Source organism: Burkholderia sp. Z1 (assembly GCF_014893795.1).
Lineage (GTDB): Bacteria > Pseudomonadota > Gammaproteobacteria > Burkholderiales > Burkholderiaceae > Burkholderia > Burkholderia theae.
Map to the genome: position 1 here is coordinate 768060 of NZ_JACFYL010000001.1, position 21490 is coordinate 789549.

General features: G+C 61.8%; 16 protein-coding genes. 9 read left to right on the top strand and 7 right to left on the bottom strand.

Annotation, left to right across the window (positions count from 1 at the left end; all coding sequences use genetic code 11):
• Positions 1-60: 60 nt before the first annotated feature.
• Complete coding sequence (locus tag H3H55_RS03545) at positions 61-456, top strand: YybH family protein (RefSeq protein WP_193097672.1); 396 nt, start codon at positions 61-63, stop codon at positions 454-456.
• A gap of 22 nt (positions 457-478) precedes the next feature.
• Here H3H55_RS03545 and tet read toward each other — a convergent pair whose 3' ends face one another.
• On the bottom strand, positions 479-1672 hold the full coding sequence (gene tet / locus H3H55_RS03550) for a Tet(A)/Tet(B)/Tet(C) family tetracycline efflux MFS transporter (RefSeq protein ID WP_193097673.1): 1194 nt from the start codon (positions 1670-1672) through the stop codon (positions 479-481).
• 64 nt (positions 1673-1736) lie between these two features.
• Between tet and tetR the strand changes: the two genes are divergently transcribed.
• Positions 1737-2369: a tetracycline resistance transcriptional repressor TetR gene (gene tetR / locus H3H55_RS03555; RefSeq protein WP_193097674.1), complete on the top strand. Its 633-nt coding sequence runs from the start codon at positions 1737-1739 to the stop codon at positions 2367-2369.
• Between the two features lie 21 nt (positions 2370-2390).
• On the opposite strand, the gene miaA is transcribed toward tetR, so the two are convergent.
• The gene (miaA, locus tag H3H55_RS03560) at positions 2391-3365 is read right to left on the bottom strand and encodes a tRNA (adenosine(37)-N6)-dimethylallyltransferase MiaA (RefSeq protein WP_193097675.1); all 975 of its coding nucleotides are present in this window, start codon (positions 3363-3365) and stop codon (positions 2391-2393) included.
• Positions 3362-5341, bottom strand: coding sequence for a DNA mismatch repair endonuclease MutL (mutL, locus tag H3H55_RS03565; protein ID WP_193097676.1), 1980 nt, complete (start codon positions 5339-5341; stop codon positions 3362-3364). The genes miaA and mutL overlap by 4 nt, the downstream gene beginning before the upstream one ends.
• A 175-nt stretch (positions 5342-5516) precedes the next feature.
• On the opposite strand from mutL, the gene H3H55_RS03570 reads away from it, so the two are divergent.
• Entirely contained in the window at positions 5517-6200 is a 684-nt protein-coding gene (locus tag H3H55_RS03570) for a DedA family protein (protein ID WP_193097677.1), read from the top strand.
• Positions 6201-6286: 86 nt separating this feature from the next.
• On the opposite strand, the gene H3H55_RS03575 is transcribed toward H3H55_RS03570, so the two are convergent.
• The 4 genes from H3H55_RS03575 to H3H55_RS03590 all read right to left on the bottom strand — a co-directional run bounded on the left by H3H55_RS03575 (position 6287) and on the right by H3H55_RS03590 (position 12239).
• Positions 6287-7099, bottom strand: a complete 813-nt coding sequence (locus H3H55_RS03575) for a mechanosensitive ion channel family protein (RefSeq protein ID WP_193097678.1) — start codon at positions 7097-7099, stop codon at positions 6287-6289.
• Positions 7100-7536: 437 nt separating this feature from the next.
• Complete coding sequence (locus tag H3H55_RS03580) at positions 7537-8961, bottom strand: mannose-1-phosphate guanylyltransferase/mannose-6-phosphate isomerase (RefSeq protein WP_193097679.1); 1425 nt, start codon at positions 8959-8961, stop codon at positions 7537-7539.
• A 117-nt stretch (positions 8962-9078) separates the two neighbouring features.
• Positions 9079-11091: a capsular biosynthesis protein gene (locus tag H3H55_RS03585; protein ID WP_193097680.1), complete on the bottom strand. Its 2013-nt coding sequence runs from the start codon at positions 11089-11091 to the stop codon at positions 9079-9081.
• Positions 11091-12239, bottom strand: a complete 1149-nt coding sequence (locus H3H55_RS03590) for a glycosyltransferase family 4 protein (RefSeq protein ID WP_193099440.1) — start codon at positions 12237-12239, stop codon at positions 11091-11093. The genes H3H55_RS03585 and H3H55_RS03590 overlap by 1 nt, the downstream gene beginning before the upstream one ends.
• A gap of 239 nt (positions 12240-12478) precedes the next feature.
• Here H3H55_RS03590 and H3H55_RS03595 point away from each other — a divergent pair, with 239 nt between their 5' ends.
• From H3H55_RS03595 to H3H55_RS03620, 6 genes are all read left to right on the top strand, one after another.
• On the top strand, positions 12479-13651 hold the full coding sequence (locus H3H55_RS03595) for a polysaccharide biosynthesis/export family protein (RefSeq protein WP_193097681.1): 1173 nt from the start codon (positions 12479-12481) through the stop codon (positions 13649-13651).
• 184 nt (positions 13652-13835) lie between these two features.
• Complete coding sequence (gmd, locus tag H3H55_RS03600) at positions 13836-14870, top strand: GDP-mannose 4,6-dehydratase (protein ID WP_193097682.1); 1035 nt, start codon at positions 13836-13838, stop codon at positions 14868-14870.
• Between the two features lie 212 nt (positions 14871-15082).
• The gene (locus H3H55_RS03605; protein WP_193097683.1) at positions 15083-17023 is read left to right on the top strand and encodes a glycosyltransferase; all 1941 of its coding nucleotides are present in this window, start codon (positions 15083-15085) and stop codon (positions 17021-17023) included.
• Positions 17024-17031: 8 nt separating this feature from the next.
• Complete coding sequence (locus H3H55_RS03610; RefSeq protein ID WP_193097684.1) at positions 17032-17958, top strand: NAD-dependent epimerase/dehydratase family protein; 927 nt, start codon at positions 17032-17034, stop codon at positions 17956-17958.
• 104 nt (positions 17959-18062) lie between these two features.
• Positions 18063-19424, top strand: a complete 1362-nt coding sequence (locus H3H55_RS03615; protein WP_226799928.1) for a glycosyltransferase family 4 protein — start codon at positions 18063-18065, stop codon at positions 19422-19424.
• 112 nt (positions 19425-19536) lie between these two features.
• Positions 19537-21483, top strand: coding sequence for a glycosyltransferase family 61 protein (locus tag H3H55_RS03620; protein ID WP_193097685.1), 1947 nt, complete (start codon positions 19537-19539; stop codon positions 21481-21483).
• The last annotated feature ends 7 nt before the right edge of the window (positions 21484-21490 follow it).

Genomic DNA, 21490 nt, shown 5'->3' on the forward strand with positions numbered 1-21490 from the left:
GAGTCGATCCGGGCGGCTTTTTTTCGGGCGCCGTGCGGCGTCGATGAAGGAGGGACGACGATGACCGAAGACGAACGCGCGATCCGCGAGCTCGTGGAAAACTGGTTCGTGTCGAGCCGGCGCGGCGATCTGGCGACCGTGCTCGACCTGATCGCCGACGACGCGATCTTCATGGTGGCCGGCAAGCCGCCGTTCGACAAGGCGGCGTTCGCGGCGGCGTCGCGTGATGCGAACGCGGGTGCGGAGCACGCGCCGAAGGTCGACGGCCGCTACCGGATCGACGAACTGCGCGTGATGGGCGACTGGGCGTACATGCGCAATTTCCTCGAAATCGACGCGACGCCGCCGGGCGGCGAGACGATCCGCCGTTCGGGGCATACGCTGACGATCTTCCGCAAGGCCGACGGCCGCTGGCAGCTCGTGCGCGACGCGAATCTCGTGACGCTCGCGCACTGAGCGCGGCGGCGCCCGCCGTCGCTCATGCCGACGGCCGCGGCGCGCCCGCCGGACGCGCGCCGGCCAGCAACGGCGGCACGAGCAGATAGAGCAGCGCGGCCGCGGCCCACACGAGCCCCGGCCACGTCGCACGTGTCGCCGCATAGGTCGCGGTGATGACCAGTGGCCCCGCGACGCCGATCAGGCTGGCCACACTCGCGAGCGTGCCCTGCAGTTCGCCCTGGCGCGCATCGTCGACCTGCCGCGCGAGCATCGCCTGTAGCGCCGGCAGCGTCATGCCGCCCGCCGCGAACAGCGGCAGCAGTGCGAACGGCACCCACGCGGCGGTCGCGAACGCGATCGCCACAAGCCCGAGCGCGTCGCCCGCGAGACCCAGCGCGAGCGCGCGGCGCTCGCCGAGCCGTGCGATCAGCGGCCCGATCGCGAATGCCTGCGCGAGCGCGTGGCACGCGCCGTAACCGGCGAGCGACAGTCCCGCGATCGGCGTCGACCAGCCGAAATGCTCCTGGCCGTACAGGATCCACAGCGTCGCGGGCGCCTGCGATACCAGCGCCACGATCACGTAGATGCCGACCAGCGGCGCGAGCGCGGGCGCGCCGCTCAGCCGGCGCAGGCTCGCGAACGGATTGAACGCGGCGATCGCGCGGCCTTCGCGGGCCGAGCGCGGCCGCGACTCCGGCAGCGCGCGCCACACGAGCGCGAGATTGAGCGCATTGAGCAGCGCGGCCGCGACGAACGGCGCGCGCAGGTGCAGCGCGCCGAGCAACCCGCCGATCAGCGGGCCCGCGATGAAGCCGATGCCCATCATCGCGCCGAGCTGGCCGAAGCGCTTGGCGCGGTCGGGTTCGGCCGTGACGTCAGTCACGTACGCGGTCGCTACCGCGACGTTCGCGCCCGTGATGCCCGCGATCAGCCGCCCCACGTAAAGCCAGGCGAGCGTCGGCGCGAGCGCCATCAGCAGGTAGTCGAGCGCGGCGCCGGCGAGCGATACGAGCAGCACGGGCCGGCGGCCGAAACGGTCGCTCAGCGCGCCGAGCAGCGGGGCGCACAGGAACTGCGCGAACGCGTACAGCGCAAGCAGTACGCCATAGTGCGTGTCGATGCTTCCCGCGCCGGCGAACGAGCGCAGCAGCCCGGGCAGGATCGGCATCACGATCCCGACGCCGATCGCGTCGAGCAGGACCGTGGCCAGGATGGCAATCAGGGACGGATTCAAGAGTGTGACTCTCTATCGATGATAGAGTGGTGATTATTTCATAGTTTCCCTATCGGTGATAGAGATGAAGGACACAGGCGCGCGGCTGACGCGCGACACGGTATTGCGCGCGGCGCTCGAATTGCTCGATGAAGTCGGTATCGACGGATTGTCGACGCGGCGGCTCGCCGAACGGCTCGGCGTGCAGTCGCCGACGCTTTACTGGCATTTCCGGAACAAGGCCGAGCTGCTCGACGCGATGGCCGAAGCGATCATGCTCGAGCGCCACGACGCGTCGCTGCCGCGCCCGGGCGAAGCATGGGATGCGTGGCTCGCCGAGAATGCGCGCAGTTTCCGCCGCGCGCTGCTGGCCTATCGCGATGGCGCGCGCCTGCACGCCGGGACGCGGCCGCGCGCGCTGCATTTCAGTTCGATCGAACGCAAGGTCGCGCTGCTCGCCGAGGCGGGCTTCGCGCCGGACGAAGCGGTCGACGTGATGTATGCGCTCGGCCGCTTCGTGGTCGGGTGGGTGCTGGAAGAGCAGGCGGAGCCGGACGGCGACGCCGATGTGCCACTGCCGGATGCGGCCGAGTATCCGTTGCTCGCGAAGGGTTGGGCCGCGCTGCGCGAGCGCGGCGGTGACGAAGCGTTCGAGCGCGGCGTCGCGTTGATCGTCGAAGGTGCCCGTGCGGGTCTGGCGGCGCGCCGGCGCGGCTGACGCCGGCTGCCGTTCGTCCGCTCAGTCCGGCGTGCGTCCGTCGAGCACGTGTTCGAGCGCGTCGAGCGCGCGGGCGGTCGAGTCCGGCGCAATGCAGTCGACGACGATCCGCTCCGGCATCGCGCGCAGCCACGTGAGCTGGCGCTTGCAGAGCTGGCGCGTCGCGAAGATGCCCTTGTCGCGCATCGTCCGGTAGTCGGTGTCGCCGTCGAGGTATTCCCATGCCTGCCGGTAACCGACGCAACGCATCGACGGCAGGTCGGGATGAAGGTCGTCGCGCCGGCGCAGCCGCTCGACTTCGTCGATGAAGCCCGCGTCGAGCATCGCGTCGAAGCGTTGTTCGATCCGCGCGTGCAGTACCGCGCGATCGGACGGTTCGAGCGCGACCGGCACGAAGCGGTACGCGGTGGCCGCATCGTCCGCGCGCGGCGGCGCGGCGAGCAGCACCGACATCGGCTGCCCGCTCAGCATGAAGATCTCGAGGGCGCGCTGGATTCGCTGCGAATCGTTCGGCGCGAGCCGCGCGGCCGTATCGGGATCGACCTGCGCGAGCCGCGCATGCAGCGCGGGCCAGCCGTCGCGCGCGGCGTCGGCATCGAGCTGCGCACGCACGGCCGGATCAGCGGACGGCAGGTCGTTGAGCCCCTGCGTCAGCGCCTTGTAATACAGCATCGTGCCGCCCGCGAGCAGCGGCGTGCGGCCGCGCGCGACGATCTCGCCGATCAGGCGCAGCGTGTCCGCGCGGAAATCCGCGGCCGAATACGCGTCGGCCGGGTCGATGATGTCGATCAGGTGATGCGGCACGCTCGCGCGTTCTTCGCGCGTCGGTTTCGCGGTGCCGATATCCATGTCGCGGTAGACGAGCGCCGAATCGACGCTGACGATCTCGATCGGGCGGCGCGCGGCGAGCGCCAGCGCCGCGGCCGTCTTGCCCGAGGCGGTGGGGCCGAGCAGGCAGGCGATCGTCGTCGGGCGGGAGGGCGGAGCGACGCTCATTGGCCGCGCATGAACAGGCGGTCGAGATCGTTCAGCGTGAGCTGATACCACGTCGGCCGGCCGTGATTGCACTGGTCCGCGCGTTCGGTCGCCTCCATCTGGCGCAGCAGCGCGTTCATCTCGTCGAGCGTCAGGCGCCGGTTCGCGCGCACCGCGTGGTGGCACGCGAGCGTGCCGAGCAGTTCATGCTGACGCTCGGTGAGCACACGCGAGCCGCCGAACGCATGCAGGTCGGCGAGCACCGCGCGCGCGAGCGACTGCAGGTCGGCATCCTTCAGCAGCGCGGGCACCGCGCGGATCGCGAGCGTCGTCGGCGACAGCACCGCGAGATCGAAGCCGAGCGATTCGAGCGTGTCGCGTTCTTCCTCGACGGTACCGATCTCGATCGGCGTGGCCGTCATCGATACCGGCAGCAGCAGCGACTGCACCGCGACCGAGCGATCGGCGAGCGCGTTCTTGAACTGTTCGTACAGGATCCGTTCGTGCGCCGCGTGCATGTCGACGATCACGAGCCCGTGCGCGTTTTGCGCGAGCACGTAGATGCCGTGAATCTGGCCGAGCGCGAAGCCGAGCGGCTGCTCGTCGTGCGCGCTGGCGGCGATCGGCGACGCGGAGAAGCCCGGCAGCGGCGCGCCCGGCGCGTCGGCCGAATCGCGGGCGAGGCTCGTCGTGCCGTCCGGCGTGCCCGCGCCCGTGTCCTTGCGGCCGAACAGCGCATCGTAGAGCGCGAGCGGCTGCGCGACGGGCAGCGTGCCTTGCGTCATCCGCGCCTGGCGCATCCAGGTGTTGCCCGTCGACGAAGCGGACGACGACGGCGACGAGAAGCCGCCGCCGGTGGCCTGGCCCTGGCCGAGGGGCGTGTCCAGGAACGATGCGGGCCCGCGCGGCGCGGGTTCGAGATGCGCGGCATGGCCGCCCGCGGTGGTTTCCGGCGACGCGCCCGCGTGGCGCGCGAGTGCGCGCTGGACCGCGTGGAACACGTACTGGTGGATCGAGCGCGAATCGCGGAACCGCACCTCGATCTTCGACGGATGCACGTTCACGTCGACGGCTTCGGGCGGCAGGTCGAGGAACAGCACGTACGACGGGTAACGGTCGCCGTGCAGCACGTCCTCGTAGGCCGCGCGTACCGCGTGCGTCAGCAGCTTGTCGCGCACGAAGCGGCCGTTGACGAAGAAGTACTGCTGGTCGGCGCGCCCGCGGCTCGCGGTCGGCAGCCCTGCGCAGCCGTAGACGGCGAGCGGGCCGGCCTGCTCGTCGAGCGGCAGGTGCGCGGTCGCGAAGCTGTCGCCGAGGATCTTCGCGACGCGCTGCGCAGGTTCGGTCGCATTCCAGTGCTCGACGGCCTTGCCGTTGTGCAGCACCGAGATCGCGACGTCCGGCCGCGCGAGCGCCGCGCGGCGGATCATTTCCAGGCAGTGGCCGAACTCGGTCTGCTCGCTCTTCAGGAACTTGCGCCGCGCGGGCGTGTTGAAATACAGCTCGCGCACCTCGATCGTCGTGCCGGTCGAGCCGGCGGCGGGCGACAGCACGCCCGTCTGCGCGTCGATCTTCATCGCATGCGTGGCATCGGCCGTCCGGCTCGTGATCGACATCTCGGCGACCGACGCGATCGAGGCGAGCGCCTCGCCGCGGAACCCGAGCGTCGCAACCGCCTCGAGCTCCTCGAGCGAGCGGATCTTGCTGGTTGCGTGGCGCATCAGCGCGAGCGCCAGTTCGTCGGGCGGAATGCCGCAACCGTCGTCGGTGATCGAGATGCGCTTGACGCCGCCTTCTTCGAGCACGATGCGCAGCGTCGTTGCGCCGGCGTCCATCGCGTTCTCGAGCAGTTCCTTGACGACCGACGCCGGGCGTTCGACGACCTCGCCGGCGGCGATCTGGCTGATCAGCTGGTCGGGCAGGGGCTGGATCGCGCGCAGCGGGCGCGGAGTCGGGGCGGGCGCGGCGCCCGCGGCCGTTTCGGTGATATCGGACATGGCCGAATTATAGCGAGGCGGCGGATACGTGCCGGGGCGACGAACCGTTACGTTTTTTCACGGAGCCTTAAGGTAGTTTCGGTATCATGGGTCCGATACACGCGCTGCGCCTTGGCCGGCGGGCGCTTCCGCCTTTTCTGGCCGTTCCGGCCCTTTCGCCTTCGAGGAATCGCATTTGGATACGCTGCTTCATTTCGTCAATCTGGTCCTGCATATCGACGCATTCCTCGGCGATTTCATCCGGCAGTACGGCGCATGGGTCTATCTCGTGCTGTTCCTGATCGTGTTTTGCGAGACGGGGCTCGTCGTGTTCCCGTTCCTGCCCGGCGATTCGCTGCTGTTCATCGGCGGCGCGTTCGCGGCGACGGGCGAAATGAACGTCGGCGCGCTGATCGTGCTGCTGCTCGTCGCGGCGATCTCCGGCAACACCGTGAACTACCTGATCGGCCGCTGGGTCGGCCCGAAGGTGTTCAATACGCATATCCCGGTGCTCGAGCGCTTCCTCGACCGCGCCGCGCTGCAGAAGACGCACTCGTTCTACGACAAGCACGGCGGCAAGACGATCGTGCTCGCGCGATTTATCCCGGTCGTGCGCACGTTCGCACCGTTCGTCGCGGGCGCGTCGTCGATGAGCGCCGCGCGCTTCCAGCTCTTCAACGTGATCGGTGCGCTGGTCTGGGTGCTGCTGCTCGTGCTGCTCGGTTATTTCTTCGGCAACATCCCGTTCATCCGCCAGTACCTGAACGTGATCGTGCTGGTCGGGATCGGTGCGGCGATCGTGCCGGTCGCGCTCGGCGCGGTGTGGAAGCTCGTGCGCGGGCGGCAGTCGGACGATGCGCAGAAGACGGGCGGGCGCTGAGCGGGCGCGTATCCGGTTCTGTTTCGAGCAATAAAAAAAGCGTGGCAATTCAATTTGCCACGCTTTTTTTTCGTCAGCCGCGTTCGTTACGCGCTGCGATGCGAGACCGGCGTTTCGGGCGTCGGGTATTGCGCGTCGCGGAACGTCTCGAGGATCACGCGGTTGGTGTCGCAGTACACCTGCCAGTAGTTCTCGGGTGCCGTTGACGGGCGCACGAACAGCAACGGGCCTTCCGGCGTGAACTGGAACACGCCGACGTCCGGTGCCGGGTTGGTCAGCACGTTCGGGATCTGCTGGATCGACGCCTTCAGGCGGTTGATTGCATCGACCGCATCGACGCCGTTGGCGATCTTCGCGGTCAGGTCGACGCGACGATGCGACGTCGCGCTGTAGTTCGCGATGTTGTCCGAGAAGATCTTGTTGTTGCCGACGATCGTCACGATGTTGTCGGGCGTGATGATCGTCGTGCCGAACAGGCCGAGCTCCTTCACCGTGCCGGTGACGCCGCCCGCGTTGATGACGTCGCCGATCTTGAACGGGCGCAGCACCTGCATGAACACGCCGGCGGCGAAGTGCGCGAGCAGGCCGCCCCAGGCCGTGCCGATCGCGAGGCCGAGGCCGGCGAGCAGCGCGGCGAACGAGGTCGTCTGCACGCCGAAGATCTGCAGGATCGCGAGGATCAGCAGGACCGTCAGCAGCACGCCGACGACGGAGGTCAGGTAGTCGGTCAGCGTCGGGTCGACCTTGCCGCTGCGGCGGACGACCTTGCCGAGCAGGCGGGTACCGATGCGGATTGCCCAGCGGCCGATGAACCACAGTACGATCGCGGCAAGGAGGTTGAGGCCGAAGTCGAGGCCGCGGGTCATCAGGAATTGCTGGGCGGTGGCGAGATCGATCATGGGGGCTCCGAGTGGGGAATCGGGGCGCGGAGTGCGCCGGATTCGCAGTTATACCCGGGCGGCGACGACGCGGCAATCGATCAGCTGTCGTGGAACGCTCAAGAAATGTCAGGGGCGATGCCGATCGGGGCAGTATTGGTCCAAGGCCAATATCGACACTGAAGCCATCTTCGCGAATGCTCGTCACGCCGAGGGGCAAATGCAGGCGCTCGCTGAGCGGAGAACGACGGATGCAGAACAGGGGGCGAGTCGGATCGCATTGCCTGTAGAGGCGAGTCGATGGCCGACGCGTCGTTTCTGCCGACACATACGGGCCGCAGCTCGGGCGACGCTGCCGGCGAGAGCGTCTGTGGAAGGGGGGGATCTGCAGCGTATGCCGGAGAATGGGAAGCCGTGCCGCGAAGAGCGGCACGGAGATGTCTCTTTAGCGGCCTGATTTACTTCGGCGCGCGGCCGTAGGTATCTTCAAAGCGGACGATATCGTCCTCGCCCAGATACGAGCCCGATTGCACCTCGATCAGTTCGAGCGGGATCTTGCCGGGGTTGCTCAGGCGGTGTGTCGCGCCCAGCGGAATATAGGTCGACTGGTTCTCCGTCAGCATGATTTCCTTGTCGCCGTTCGTGACGAGTGCAGTGCCCTTCACGACGATCCAGTGCTCGGCGCGATGGTGGTGCATCTGAAGGCTGAGCTGCGCGCCGGGTTTCACGACGATACGCTTGACCTGGAAGCGGTCGCCCTGGTCGAGACCTTCGTAATCGCCCCACGGACGCACGACGCGGCGGTGCGTGATCGATTCATGACGGCCCGAGGCATTGAGCCATTCGACGATTTTCTTGACGTCCTGCGTCTTGTCGCGATGCGCGACGAGAACGGCGTCGGCCGTCTCGACGATGACCAGATTGTCGACCCCGATGGTGGCGACCATGCGGTGATCGGCACGGACATAGGAGTTGGTCGTCTCGTGGGAGAACACATCGCCGATCTTGGCATTGAGATCGGCATCGCGCACGGCGATGTCGGCGAGGGCTGTCCAGGATCCGATATCGTTCCAGCCCAGGTTCGCGGCTTCGACGACAGCAGCGAGTTCGGTCTTTTCCATCACCGCATAGTCGATTGAAATGTTCGGGCAGGCGCCAAACACTTCGGGATCAAGGCGGATGAAGTCCGCATCCTGACGTGAGGTCTCGACCGCGAGTTCGGCGTGGTGAGCAACCTCCGGGGCATGGCGCTTGAGTTCGTCGATATAGCTCGAGGCCTTCAGCATGAACATGCCGCTGTTCCAATAGTAGCTGCCGTCCTCGAGGAAGCGCTCGGCGGTTTGCGCGTCCGGCTTTTCAACGAACGCGTCGACGCGATAAACAGACTTGCCGTCCGCAGCGGCGTGGCCGCGTCGGATGTAGCCGTAGCCCGTGTGAGCCTCGGTCGGGGTGATGCCGAACGTGACGAGATGGCGATCCGCCGCGATCGGTGCTGCTTCGAGCACGGCATCGATAAAGGCTTTCTCGTTCTGGACGACGTGATCGGACGGCAGCACGAGCAGCACGGCGTCCGGGGATTCGCGCAGCGCCAGCAGTGCTGCGATGGCGATGGCGGGGGCCGTGTTGCGCCCGACGGGCTCGAGCACGACCGACGACGGCGTAATGCCGACCTGGCGCAGTTGCTCGGCGACGAGGAAGCGTTGATCGTTGTTGGTGACGACGATCGGATTGGCGACATCCGGAATATGGCTGGCGCGCAGCGCCGTTTGCTGGACCAGCGTATCTTCACCCGCAAGCTTCAGATATTGCTTGGGATAACCGCCGCGAGACATCGGCCAAAGACGCGTACCACTTCCACCGCACAGAATTACCGGGTAAATCATTGCGTTGCTCCAAGATATAAACGTCGACGCCGTTCGTTGAATGCAGGCGAATCGGCAGTTCTAATGATTCGGATACAGCTGTAACGATTTTTCAGAATTGATTTTCGTGTCCGTGCCTCAAGCCATGCGCAATCTCCAGGCGAGGTGGTCCAGTGCATTGCGGGTCCAGCGGACCGCCTTGACGAGAAATCGAATTCGTCGCGAGCGAATCCGGACGAGCGGGCGGTTCGCAGTGGCGGCGAGCTGATTCACGACCGCTTCCGCTGACGTGAAGCGTTTGAGCCGCCAATCCCAGTAAATCGGATATCGCAGCAATACGGCGGCGACCAGCATGTCGATCGTCAGCGTCCGTTCGCGCCAGCGCTGCGGCACGGCATCCGTCGTCAGTCCCCAGCCGGCATAAAACGGCAAGCCGTACGTGTGTACTTCCTTGCCGCGCAACAGGGCCTCGAAGCCGGATAGTGACGAGAGCGTGTGCACTTCGTCGGCTACTTCGATCAGCGAGATCAGGTCCGACGAGGCATCGACGATGTCGGCCACCGCGGTTGTGCCAAGATGGCCGATACGATTGCCGGACAGCACGTCCGGATGGGGCTTGTAGACGATGAAGGCATCGGGGCGGCGCGTGCGGACCTCGTCCAGCAGGGCTTCGGTCGTCGTGATGCCATGTGTGCCAAGCCGAATCGAAGCATCGTCCGCCACCTGGCCGGAAACGAGTATGACCCGCACTCCGGCAGGGGCGGCCCAATCCGGTTTGCGTCGCCCGAGATTGTATTTTGTCAGGCCGTATGCCGCGATTGCCTCGCGCAAGGCGGCTGCGCGTTGCAGTTCGACCTCGGTGAATTCGGCAGTATTCAGTATTGCCGTCAATTCATTGGGGCGGCTGGAATCGAAATAAATGCCGAGACGATCGATGACCTGGCTGTACGGCGCAACCATGTCGGAGCCCAGCCCTGTCGAATGCAGGAAGCCGTCTTCGATTCTGATGTGTCGGGTATCGTCACGCAGACCTGCGGACGATCTACCGCCCCAGATCGCGGCGACTTCCCCGGCCTCGACGTCGGGCGCTTGTTTGACCCAGCGAAGCCTGCCGCCGCCCGCGGTCAGATAAGGCGTTGCGAAAGGACGTTTCCACCACTGAAAGCCGATGCCCGCAACCGTGTTCAGATCCGAAAAGCGCCGGGCGACCGAATGCTGGAGCTCGATGAAGCTCAGGACTGCATCCAGTGTTCCTCGGCCGTAGGTAACGGGGTCGAGGTAGTTGGCGGCTTTCAGGAAGACCGTCTCGAATAGCGTGTCGACGGAATCACATTGCCGTCGCGGGGACAATTCGACGTGGTCGTGAGTCAGGCCCCATCCTGCGTAGTAGGGGGCGCCGAATACATGTAGCGCAATTCCCGCGAGCAAGGCACCCATGCCTTCCGAAGCTGCGACGACGTAAGCGATATCCGCCGCCGCCAGGACTTCGTGCAGCGAATGTTCGACTTCGAGTCGTTTCGTTCCGGGGGGAAGCATCGTCAGGCTCGACATCCAGCGCCCGCTGCCGCCGTCAGCCGAAGGGAGCAGCCAGAAATCCGCGTCGGGGTGAGCCGCTTGTGCTGCGTGCACCATTGATTCGAAGTCGAGGCGTCGCTGTCGTCGGCTCGAGCGCGAATCTGCATGCGATACCGATCGTTCGTCGATGAGCACGACACGCGGCCGGCCGGTGGCGATATGCCAGGCGTCAGGGAGTGGCTGAATGCGAGGCCTGACATGCAAGGCATCGGATTTCAGTACGCGCTCCATCAGCGCCCGCGTCCGGGACGGAGCCGTGGATCCGCCGTTGGCGTGCAACAGCGATTCGAGTGTTGCGACGAGGCCCGGCTGGCCGGCTTCGGGTGATTGGGCGGCAAACCAGGAGAGTGGCGGGACATGGCGATTGCACGCGGACAGCACGGGGCCTGCACATATATGGCCCTGGTCCGAATCGATTGCGACACTGGTATTCGCGAGCGCCGCACGATATTTCGCGCAACGCCGGCGAAATGCATAGCTTGTTTCCCCGCGGTACTCACGGAATCTGCCGCCGGGCGCGATTGGCGATCTGGCGCTTTCGGCCGGAGTGATTCGGCGGCGCGTGAGGAATGTCATTAGGCCAGCGAATCGATGAATGGATCCACGCATTCGAAGTGACCGGCCCAGGTGGGTTCGCGAAAGCCTGCAATCCGGGCGATCTGTTCGTTTCTCTCCACGCCGTCAGGGCGTGCGTAGGCGAGGATGCGTGCTATCCACGCAGGGCCGTCCAGCGGGTCCAGATAGTCCGGGATATCCGCGGCGATTTCGCGAAAAACGGACAGATTGCTGGCGAGAACCGGCACTTTCAGGCTCAATGCCTCGACGAGCGGCATGCCGTAGCCTTCGACGAACGAAGGAAACAGCAGGGCGCGAGCGTGCTGAAGCCACGCGTGCAACTGTGTGTCGGTGCAGTCAGGAAGCTCGATCACCGAACCCTTCAACGGTGCGCAGCGCTCGAGCATGTCGACAACGTTTTCGCATTCCCAGCCGCGCCTTCCGATGATCACCAGCTTGGGCGCTGCGCCTTTCAATTGCTCGACAAGACGTCGCCAGACATGAAGCATGAACCAGTGGTTCTTGCGTGGCTCGATGGTGCCGAGCATGACGAAATACGGATCTTGAATCGGTGGCTGCGTGGGTTCGATCGAGCGATATCCGGCCGCGAGCGGTGCGACGACGCACGGCGGCATCGAGAGGCTGGCGCGACGGGCTTCCTCTTTGATTGCGGCGTGAGTATCTTCCGAATTTGCAATCAATCCATCCGCGTAGCGCAACGCGGTATGAATGCGTCGACGATGACTCTCTTCGACGCCCGGACGGCAGTACTCCGCGTGCGTGAGCGGAATGAGGTCGTGAATCATGAATACCGCGCGAACGTTACGTTGATGCATTGCCTGATAGTAACGAACATGCTCCATGCCGTTGTGACTCGTATGAAGCAGGACGGCTCGTTCCACGCGGACTCGTCGAGGATCGAGATAGGCTCGGGCAATCGCGCTGCGAATGACGAATCTGTGTTGATTCGGTCCAGTCAGTAAATTGAAAGTGCGCGAAGATGCTCTTTCGGTCAGTATCCGGGGGAATCCGGCCTGGCTGATGACCGCGTGGGCGCGGGAGCGATAGTGCTCGAGGTATGCGAGGCCGACCCGGTCAACCCCGGTGGGCAGCAAACCCGCCGAACGACGAGTAAGCAGGCGCGTAATATCCAGGCAAATATTTAACACGGATGCAATGTTCGTGTGGCATGCATAGTGGCACGCGTGCCGTGCGGAAATGCGGAGGGTGTAGGAAATTGCGTCAAGTTGCGTCAACTGTACGCAAATTTATTCTGCATCGTGCGACAATTGCCGCCGCCTCTACCCTGGCGGTGACCGGATTGTATAAACGGCAAGTATACGCAAATTTATTCTGCATCGTGCGACAATCGTCGCCGCCTCTATCCTTGGATGACCGGATTGTATAAATGGCAAGTGTGAAACGCGGAGTGCAGTTGGCAATTGTAGCCGTTGGCTTGATCGGATTGGGGGCCTGTTCGGCCATTCCAACATCCGGGCCGAGTCGCTCGCAGGTCGATGCGGCGGCAACGAAAGGCAACCCGCAAGGCATTCAAATCATCGATGTAACCGACACTGTTGCACGTGAACTGTACGCCAAGCGCGTCCACGCGGACTTCGCGACCTTGCTCGGCGACGATCGGTCGTTTCGCCAGCAGCTTGGGGTGGGGGATTCCGTCGAAGTCTCGATCTGGGAGGCGCCGCCCGCTACGTTGTTCGGCGGTGGCATATCCGACAGCAGTGCAAGCAGCGCCCCGAGTGGTTCGCGGGTGACGACGCTGCCGCTTCAGGTAATCGATGGAGACGGAAATATTAACGTCCCGTTCGTCGGGGCGGTGAAAGCGTCGGGGCAGACGCCGACGCAGTTGCAGCGATACATCGCCGGGCGGCTGAAGAATATCGCGCATGATCCGCAGGTGCTGGTACGGCTGGCGCGCAACGAGACGTCCTACATTACCGTGGTCGGTGACGTGGGGACCAGCAAGCGAATGGAATTGAGCGCGCGCGGCGAGCGGTTGCTCGATGCGCTGGCGGCGGCCGGTGGTGTGCGTCAGTCGGTGGACAAGATCACGATCCAGATCACGCGGGGCAATGAAGTTGCCTCGTTGCCGCTGCAATCCGTCATTCGCGATCCGCGCCAGAACGTTCCGTTGCGGGCAGGCGATGTCGTCACGGCGCTGTATCAGCCTTACAGCTTTCTTGCGTTGGGCGCGACGGGGAAAAACGAAGAGGTCAATTTCGAGGCGCAGGGCATCACGCTGGCGCAGGCAATCGCGCGATCCGGTGGCCTGCAGGATACGCGTTCGGATGCCCAGGGCGTATTCATCTTTCGCCTCGAGGATGCCAAGGCGCTGAATTGGCCGGACCAGCCTGTCAGGACTACCGCTGACGGCAAGGTGCCGGTTATTTATAGGGTCGATTTGCGTGACCCGAATGCATTTTTTGCCGTCCAGAGTTTCATGATGGACAACAAGGACGTGTTGTACGTCTCGAATGCGCCGATCACCGAAATCCAAAAGGTCCTGAATCTGGTATTCACAGTTGTCTACCCCGTGGTGACAGGGGTTCAGTCTTTCAAATAACAAGGTCCGCGATGTGGGCCAAGATATAAGTCGGATGGATCTGGGGAGCGCTTTTTGAGATACTCCCGGGTTCGTCTGGCTTGATGTTCCTGGTGATTCTCGGCGAAGACGCGTAGCGCCACCGTTTGTCCGGGCTGCGTATGCATGTAATTGGCGAATTATTTACGTTGAATTAGGGAAGAATATGAAGACGGCTCTTATTACCGGTATCACTGGGCAGGATGGCGCATATCTGGCGGAGTTTCTGCTGGAAAAAGGCTATCGTGTCTACGGTTCATATCGCCGGAACAGTTCGGTCAACTTCTGGCGTATCGAAGAGCTGGGGATTCTCAATCATCCGAATTTGAATCTGGTCGAATACGATCTGACCGATCTGGGCTCGAGCATTCGCTTGCTGCAGAACACCGAGGCGACCGAGGTTTATAACCTTGCGGCGCTGAGTTTTGTAGGTGTTTCATTTGACCAGCCGTTGACGACCGCCAATATCACCGGATTGGGCGCGGTGAATCTGCTCGAGGCAATCCGGATCGTCAATCCGAAGATTCGCTTCTATCAGGCAAGTACGTCGGAAATGTTCGGGAAGGTGCAGTCGATTCCGCAAACGGAAGCCACGCCTTTCTATCCGCGCAGCCCCTATGGCGTCGCCAAGCTGTATGCGCACTGGATGACGATCAACTATCGAGAAAGTTACGATATTTTTGCGTCGAGCGGCATTCTGTTCAATCACGAATCGCCGCTTCGCGGGCAGGAGTTCGTGACGCGCAAGATCACCGACACGCTGGCGAAAATCCGCCTGGACAAGGCGAGTGTTCTCGAACTCGGCAACATGAACGCACTGCGTGACTGGGGTTATGCCAAGGAATACGTCGACGGGATGTGGCGCATGTTGCAGGCCGAGCAGCCCGACACCTATGTGCTTGCCACGAATCGTACGACGGCGGTGCGCGATTTCGTATCGCTCGCAGCCCGTGCATGCGATTTCGATCTTGAGTGGCATGGCAAGGACGAGAACGAAGTGGCTGTTGATCGCAAGACCGGCAAGACCATCGTTCGCGTGAATCCCAAGTTTTACCGGGCCGCTGAAGTCGACCTGCTGATCGGCGACCCGAGCAAAGCCAAGCAGGATCTCGACTGGCAACCGAAAACGACGCTGGAAGAACTCTGCCAGATGATGGTCGAGGCCGATCTGCGTCGTAACAAGATCGGTTTCTCGTTCTGAGAGACCGGACTCGCTTGACGATCCGCCTGTCGTTACCGCTTCGGGCGTAAGGCGGATCGGGCTCGTCGCACTCCGGTCGGGGCCCGCGGCTTCGCGAGGCGGGCATTAGGGACGGGAGTCAGTTCGCGCGCGGGGACGCGCGGGCGGTTGCGGCGGCTCTCCGATGATGTTTTCAGAATTCGGCTGGTGTGGCTATTGTGGATATTATAGATATGTCTCTGACGGAAATTAAGAAGACCGTTGCTGTTGTAGATTATTGGCCCACCATCGAAAATGCCGAAACGGAATGCATTTTACGGATCAAGTCGGCGCTTCAAGAGTTAGGCTATGAAACCGTTTCGATCAATCGTCACGGTTTTCTCGTCGATGATGCGCTGACGCATGTCGACGAGCTCAAGATCGAGTTTGTGCTCGCCTTGCATTTCGATTCGGCGAAGGCGTGGAGCGCCTTTACCTATTATGCATTGTGGAATCCGCTCGATTTCTATTTTCAGTGGAGCTACCGGGAAAAATCGGAAAATGCGTTGTCCAACGACGCTTTCCTGTCGTGCGGTTCGCAAGTGGCCGACGATCACGCCCGGCGGCTGCTGAAGGGCTCGGGCCGGGCGACAACGACGCCGTTTTTGACGTTGTTCCATGCAGTGCATGAGCCGGTGATTCCTCCCGCACTCGGACACGGCAAGCTGTTCTACTGCGGCATCAATTGGGAAGCGCTGAGCGGCCGCGGCGGTCGTCACCACGAGTTGATGAAGCTGCTGGATCAACGCGGCATGCTGGATATCTATGGCCCCGAGGTCTTCCAGAATGTGCGTGTCTGGGACGGCTACGCTTCGTACCAGGGATCGATTCCGTTCGACGGGAAGACGTTGATCAAGCGTGTTGCGCAATCAGGCATCGGTCTTGTCCTGTCTTCAGATGCACACATCAAATCCGGGCTGATGTCGAGCAGATTGTTCGAGTGCCTGTCTGCAGGTGTGCCGATCATCTGCGATCAAAACCGATTCGCAAGCGACAATTTCGGCGATTTGCTTTTTTATATCGACACGACCGAGCCGGCCGCGACCGTGGCACGCAAGGTCGAAGAGCACGTCGAGTGGATTCGCGACAATCCGGCGCTCGCGATTGAAAGGGCGACCCGTGCGCAGGAGATTTACAAGCAACGCTTCAGTCTCGTCGAGAACTTCAAGCGCATCTTCGCGACGGGGCCTCACCTCGACGTCGTCAGGACGGGCGAGATCGGCAGCGCTCTGTCGACCATCTTCATCGCAGACGAATGCAATCCGGCATTCACGTCGAAAATCCGCTCCTATGCGATGCAGATGGCCGGCAAGCGGAACGCCAAGTGCTATGCATTGATTCCCGAGACGAGTTCGGCCGCGCGCGAAGACGATATCCGGAAAGCCTGCGCAGGCGCGGAAATTATCCGTTTCAAGCGGGATACGAAGGACTACATCGGTACGGTCGAGGAAATCGTCGGAAAGATCGTTACCACCCTGCAGGCATTGCCTGAGGGCGAAATCTTCCAGGTCGTCCCTGCCTGGGAGCGCCCGGTCTGGCCGACGGTCGAATCGATGTGGGAAAAGCTCGACGCGGCGGCGGACATGACCTACGTGGCCGGTGGCTTTACCGTGCTCGAAAACACCGGCAAGCCGCACGAAGGTCGTGCGACGTTCACGAGGCAGACGCTGCTGACCTCCATGATGGACGCGAATGCGCCGTTCTCGTGCTCGTCGACGCTCTATCGCCGCACGGATTCGATGAGCGAGGTTTTCGCGACGTTCGCCTATGCCCCGTACTTCTGGCAGCGCTTGATGTCGATTGCCTATCAGCGGTTCGGAGAGGGTTTCGACGACGTGCGCGTCGCGGCGGTGGAGGATCACGAGTACTACGTCGTCCACCATCGCATTTCCAATCACGATCAACTGATGCGCGAATCCGAGATCCTGAGAGACGTCCTGGGTTTCGATTACGTAGACAAGCATCTTCGTGCCGCAGCAGTCGTGCAGGGCCAACTCGTCGAGCCGATGGCGTTCGTGAGGCAAGTCGATTCGGCCGCTGCACGCGCGTTGCTGGTCAAGCTGTACGATTCGGTGAAGATACCTAAATTCATTTCTGCTCCCATCCAGTGGTTGTGGAAGAAAAAGGCTATTTAGGAGCATCCATGGACAAGTATTTCGTAACAGGCGGATACGGACTCGTTGGCTCGGCAGTTTGCCGGCAACTCGAGATGGCGGGCGCGTCGTTTGTCGCGCCGCGTCGCGCGGAGCTGAATCTGCTCGATCGCGAAGCGGTCGAGGGCTTTCTCGCGGACGAACAGCCGACCCATCTGATTCATCTCGCTTCGCAGGTTTTCGGGCTGCAAGGCAACTTGCGCAATCAGCTTTCTTCGCTGTCGCTGAATACGCGGATCAACGAAAATCTGCTGACGGGGCTTGCGGGCAGCTCCGTCAAAAAGGTGTTCTTTGCCGGCACGGTGGCTTCGTATCCGTTTCCCTATATCAGTCTTCCGTTGCGTGAAGATGACATGTTCAAGGGGTTGCCGCATTTCGGCGAATACGGTTACGCAAACTCGAAGATTCACGCGTTCCATTATTTGGAATTGCTGAAGAAATATAACGACATCGAATACGTCTATGGTGTTTTCACCAACATGTATGGGCCGAACGATCGGTTCGATGTGGAAAACGGTCATGTGGTGCCGTCGTTGATTCGCAAGGCCGAGCAGGCGATGGCAAACGGTACGCCGCTTGAGGTCTGGGGACGGCCGGATACGACGCGCGATTTCATGTACGTCGACGACGCCGCACGCGCTGCAATTCATTTGCTCGATCGTGCTTCCGGCGTGGTCAATATTGCATCGGGGATCGAAAGCTCGATGGGCGATCTTGCCGATGCCGTGTGTACGGCCGCCGGCATCTCGGTGCCGATCAAGTGGTTGTCCGACAAGCCGGTGGGGATTCCCCGTCGATCGGTTGACGTCGCGCGGCTCGCAGAAACGGGCTTCACCGCGAACACGAGCCTGAAGGACGGTGTCGGCAAGACCTATAGCTGGTTCAAGGAAAATCTTGCATCGGCGCGATTGACGTAAGCGCGCTTTGGTCGGATGCGGTTGCAGTGGATGATTTGAGGTCCATTGCCTGATGAACGCGCGCCCAGGGGCGCGCGTTCATCATTATCCGGCCATGCTGACTCATGGAATGCTTGTTTTATCTACGGAACATGGACGTATTGGGCAACGAGAGGCTGGCGAGCACATTGCGGAAGATTCGTCTTTGCGTGTACGAATCGGTGCACCGGTATCTTCTGCGGTTGCTGGATCTCTGGTGGGTCCCGGGCGGCGCCGTGACGATGCGTCGCGCAATAGCCAAATCAAACACCCGCGCTCGAGCTCAGACGCAGCGACCCGCGCAGCGCAATCTTTTCATTGACGTCTCGATCATTGCGATCAGCGACGCCGGGACCGGCATTCAGCGAGTCGTCCGATCCATCGCACAGCATCTGCTGGCGGATCCACCCGCCGGCATGACAGTCCATCTCGTGCGTGCCACGCGCAAGCAACCCTATCGATATGCCAGGCAATATCAGGCACGCCTGACCGGGCAGACCGGGCTCGGCGACGAGAGCCTGCTTGACGTGCAACGCGGCGATGTGTTCCTTGGTCTCGATCTGGCGGGGCGCCCGCTGGTCATGAGGCAAAAAGAATTGCGCCGTTGGCGCGAACTCGGTGTGAGTTGCGCATTCGTTGTGTACGATCTGCTGCCTGCTGCACATCCCGAATGGTTTACGCCCGTCGCAGCGAAATCCTATCGCCGATGGCTGGAAACCCTGGTGATGCATGCCGATGCGCTGTTCTGCATTTCGCAGTCTGTTGCCGGAGAAATCGATACCTGGCTTCAGGACAAGTTCAGTCTCGAGCACAACGAGATTCACATCGACTGGTTTCATCTCGGGGCGGATTTCAACGCGAGCGAACCGACCGCGATCGCCGCGCCGAAATCCGCCGACGTGGTCGCGGCAACGGAAGCGTCGCGGCTCGTGCTGATGGTAGGGACGGTCGAACCGCGCAAGGGACACGCCGAGATGCTGACTGCGTTCGAGTCGGCGTGGCGCGATGGTATAAACGTAACGCTGGTGATTGTCGGCAAGGCGGGGTGGCGAGTCGATGATCTGATCGAGCGGATCAAGTATCTGCAGGGCGTCACGGATAAGCTCGTCTGGATCGCGGATGCGAGCGACAGCGACCTGACGGCGCTGTATGAGCGCGCGGACGGGTTGATCATGGCGTCCGAGGCCGAGGGATTCGGCTTGCCGATCATCGAGGCTGCGTTGCGCGATATCCCGTTGTTCCTGCGAGACATACCCGTGTTCAGGGAGGTTGCGCACGAGCATGCAACCTACTTCCGCGGGGCGTCTCCGGCGGAGGTTGAGTCGAGCCTCGAGCATTGGCTGCGGGATCTCGAGCGTGATCGCGCCGTCAGAAGCGGGAACATGGCGACGCTGACATGGGAGCAGAGCGCGCATCGGCTGGGCGAGCTGGTTGCGAGGCTGGAGTAGTTTTCGGGCGCGCGGGGATCGAGGTCGAGCCGGCGTCGTGGCAGGCACGAACAGGAATGTCAGGGCAGGGGAATGGATATTGCCTGCCTAATAGAAATTGGGGAGTGATCGAATGGATAGTTCTTATCTGGTAAGTAATTTCCGAGCAGTCGACAACGGTGGCGAGTCGCGAAAAAGATCTGCGTTGGAATATGCTTACCAAGTGAGTGGTCTTAATTGCTCGTTCGATCAATTTTTGAACAAGAACTCGGAATTCGTCAGGAATTATGTGTTTGGTGGCGAAGCTGACGATTATTATTTCACGTCGATGCTGGCCACGTTCGAGCAGCACGAAACCGATCTTGACGCTTTTTTTGCCGCCGTACTCAACAAGATCGTTCTGCAGCTCGAATTCCAGACCCGCCACTTCACTTCCGGCTACGGCCCCGAACTATTCGTCTGTGATGCACCCAGGAGTCACTTTCGCGTTGCGATAGCCAATGCAAGTACAACGGCCGGACTGTTGTTCGGCGACCCGGCTCAACAGGTGCTTCCGGAGTGGGCTGGCAATCTCCCGCATATCGAATACAACTTCGATAATATCCATTGCCGACATATTCACGAGCTGGGTCAATTCGTCGAATCCATTCGTCGAAAGGTCGGGGCGGTGGCGCTGTCTTTGCCGGCCGATGTCGATCAATTGAAGGTTTCAGAAAGATTTGCCGCGCTGGCTGGCTGGGTCGATGAAAACACGACCTACGTGTTCTGCGGCAAAAAATCTGTTCTGCAGAACGTCAAGCGGAAACTGGAAGAGAAATATCCGCATGCTGTCGTGCAGAGTCGTGAATACACATTGAATTCGTCGGCGGCACGCGAGGAAAAAGCGATCGTCCTGGTGGATGGATTGAGTGGTCTTCCTGACATCGAAATCGAATGTTTCGACATTCTTGATTGCAGCTTCACTACGGCGGCCGCCAGTGATAACGCCGATTTCCGCAATCTCAGTTTTGCGGAAACCGAATTTTTCAAACCCGTTGAACCCAAGAAAGTAATCAGCTTCTCGCCGATTTCAACGGAGAACACCTTGAAAATGACATCGGAGATACAGTTTTTCAACGATGTCGTGACGATCAAGAATGGTTCGATTACAGCCCAGCGTGGCACGGTTGATTCAACCTACCTGCATTTTGCCGAAAGCGGCGAAATTGCAATGGATGCCGGGAACGAAATTGCCCGCACGGAGATGACCGAGCTTTACAGAAGCGGGGTCAACGTGGACGGTATCGTCACCGCGAAGCTGCGGCAGGCGCGAATTCTGAATGTTGCGGGTCCGGCCATGCCGCTGGCCTTTACACCCGACGTACATACCTTCTTTTCCCATTTCATTCTCCAGTGTTTCCCCCGGATATTGATCCTGAGGGAACTTGGTATTCCGAACGCGAAAATCATCGTTCCGCACAATCTGCGCGCGAAGCAACTCGCGATGTTGCGACTCGCGGGTATTGCCGACGATCAAATCGTGAAAATGCCGCCTGGAGTAATCGTCAAGGCCGACGAGCTGATCGTGCCGCGCGCCTGGCCATTGGCGATGTCGTCGTTCACGATTCGCATCTACGAAGAGTTGCTGGGGCGTGTGGTTAAGACGAAGCGGCGCCCGATAAAAAATCTTCTGATCAGCCGCGAAAGCCGTCGGACCTGGCGAAATATGGTCAACTACGACTCGGTGCGGAAAATTCTGGTCGATAGATATCGCTTCGAGGAAGTCAAGCCGGAGAAACTGACGATTGAGGAAGAGATTGACCTGTTCAATCAATCGAAGGTGCTCATCGGCGCGGAAGGGGCAGGGATGTACGCGTCCTGCTTTTCCCAGGAAAATTCACACGTCGTCAGTATTTGTGACGAAGACTACATGATGCCGATTCTCGGCACCATAGGACGCCTGCGCGGGTTCAATTTATATCACGTCTTTGGCGAGAGTTTCCGGTCCGCACGCGATGTCGATCGGCGCCTGCCATATGGTCATTGTGATTTTGCAGTCAATCCCCTTGATGTGGTGGGGTTGGTGGAACAGTTAATATAAACTTTGC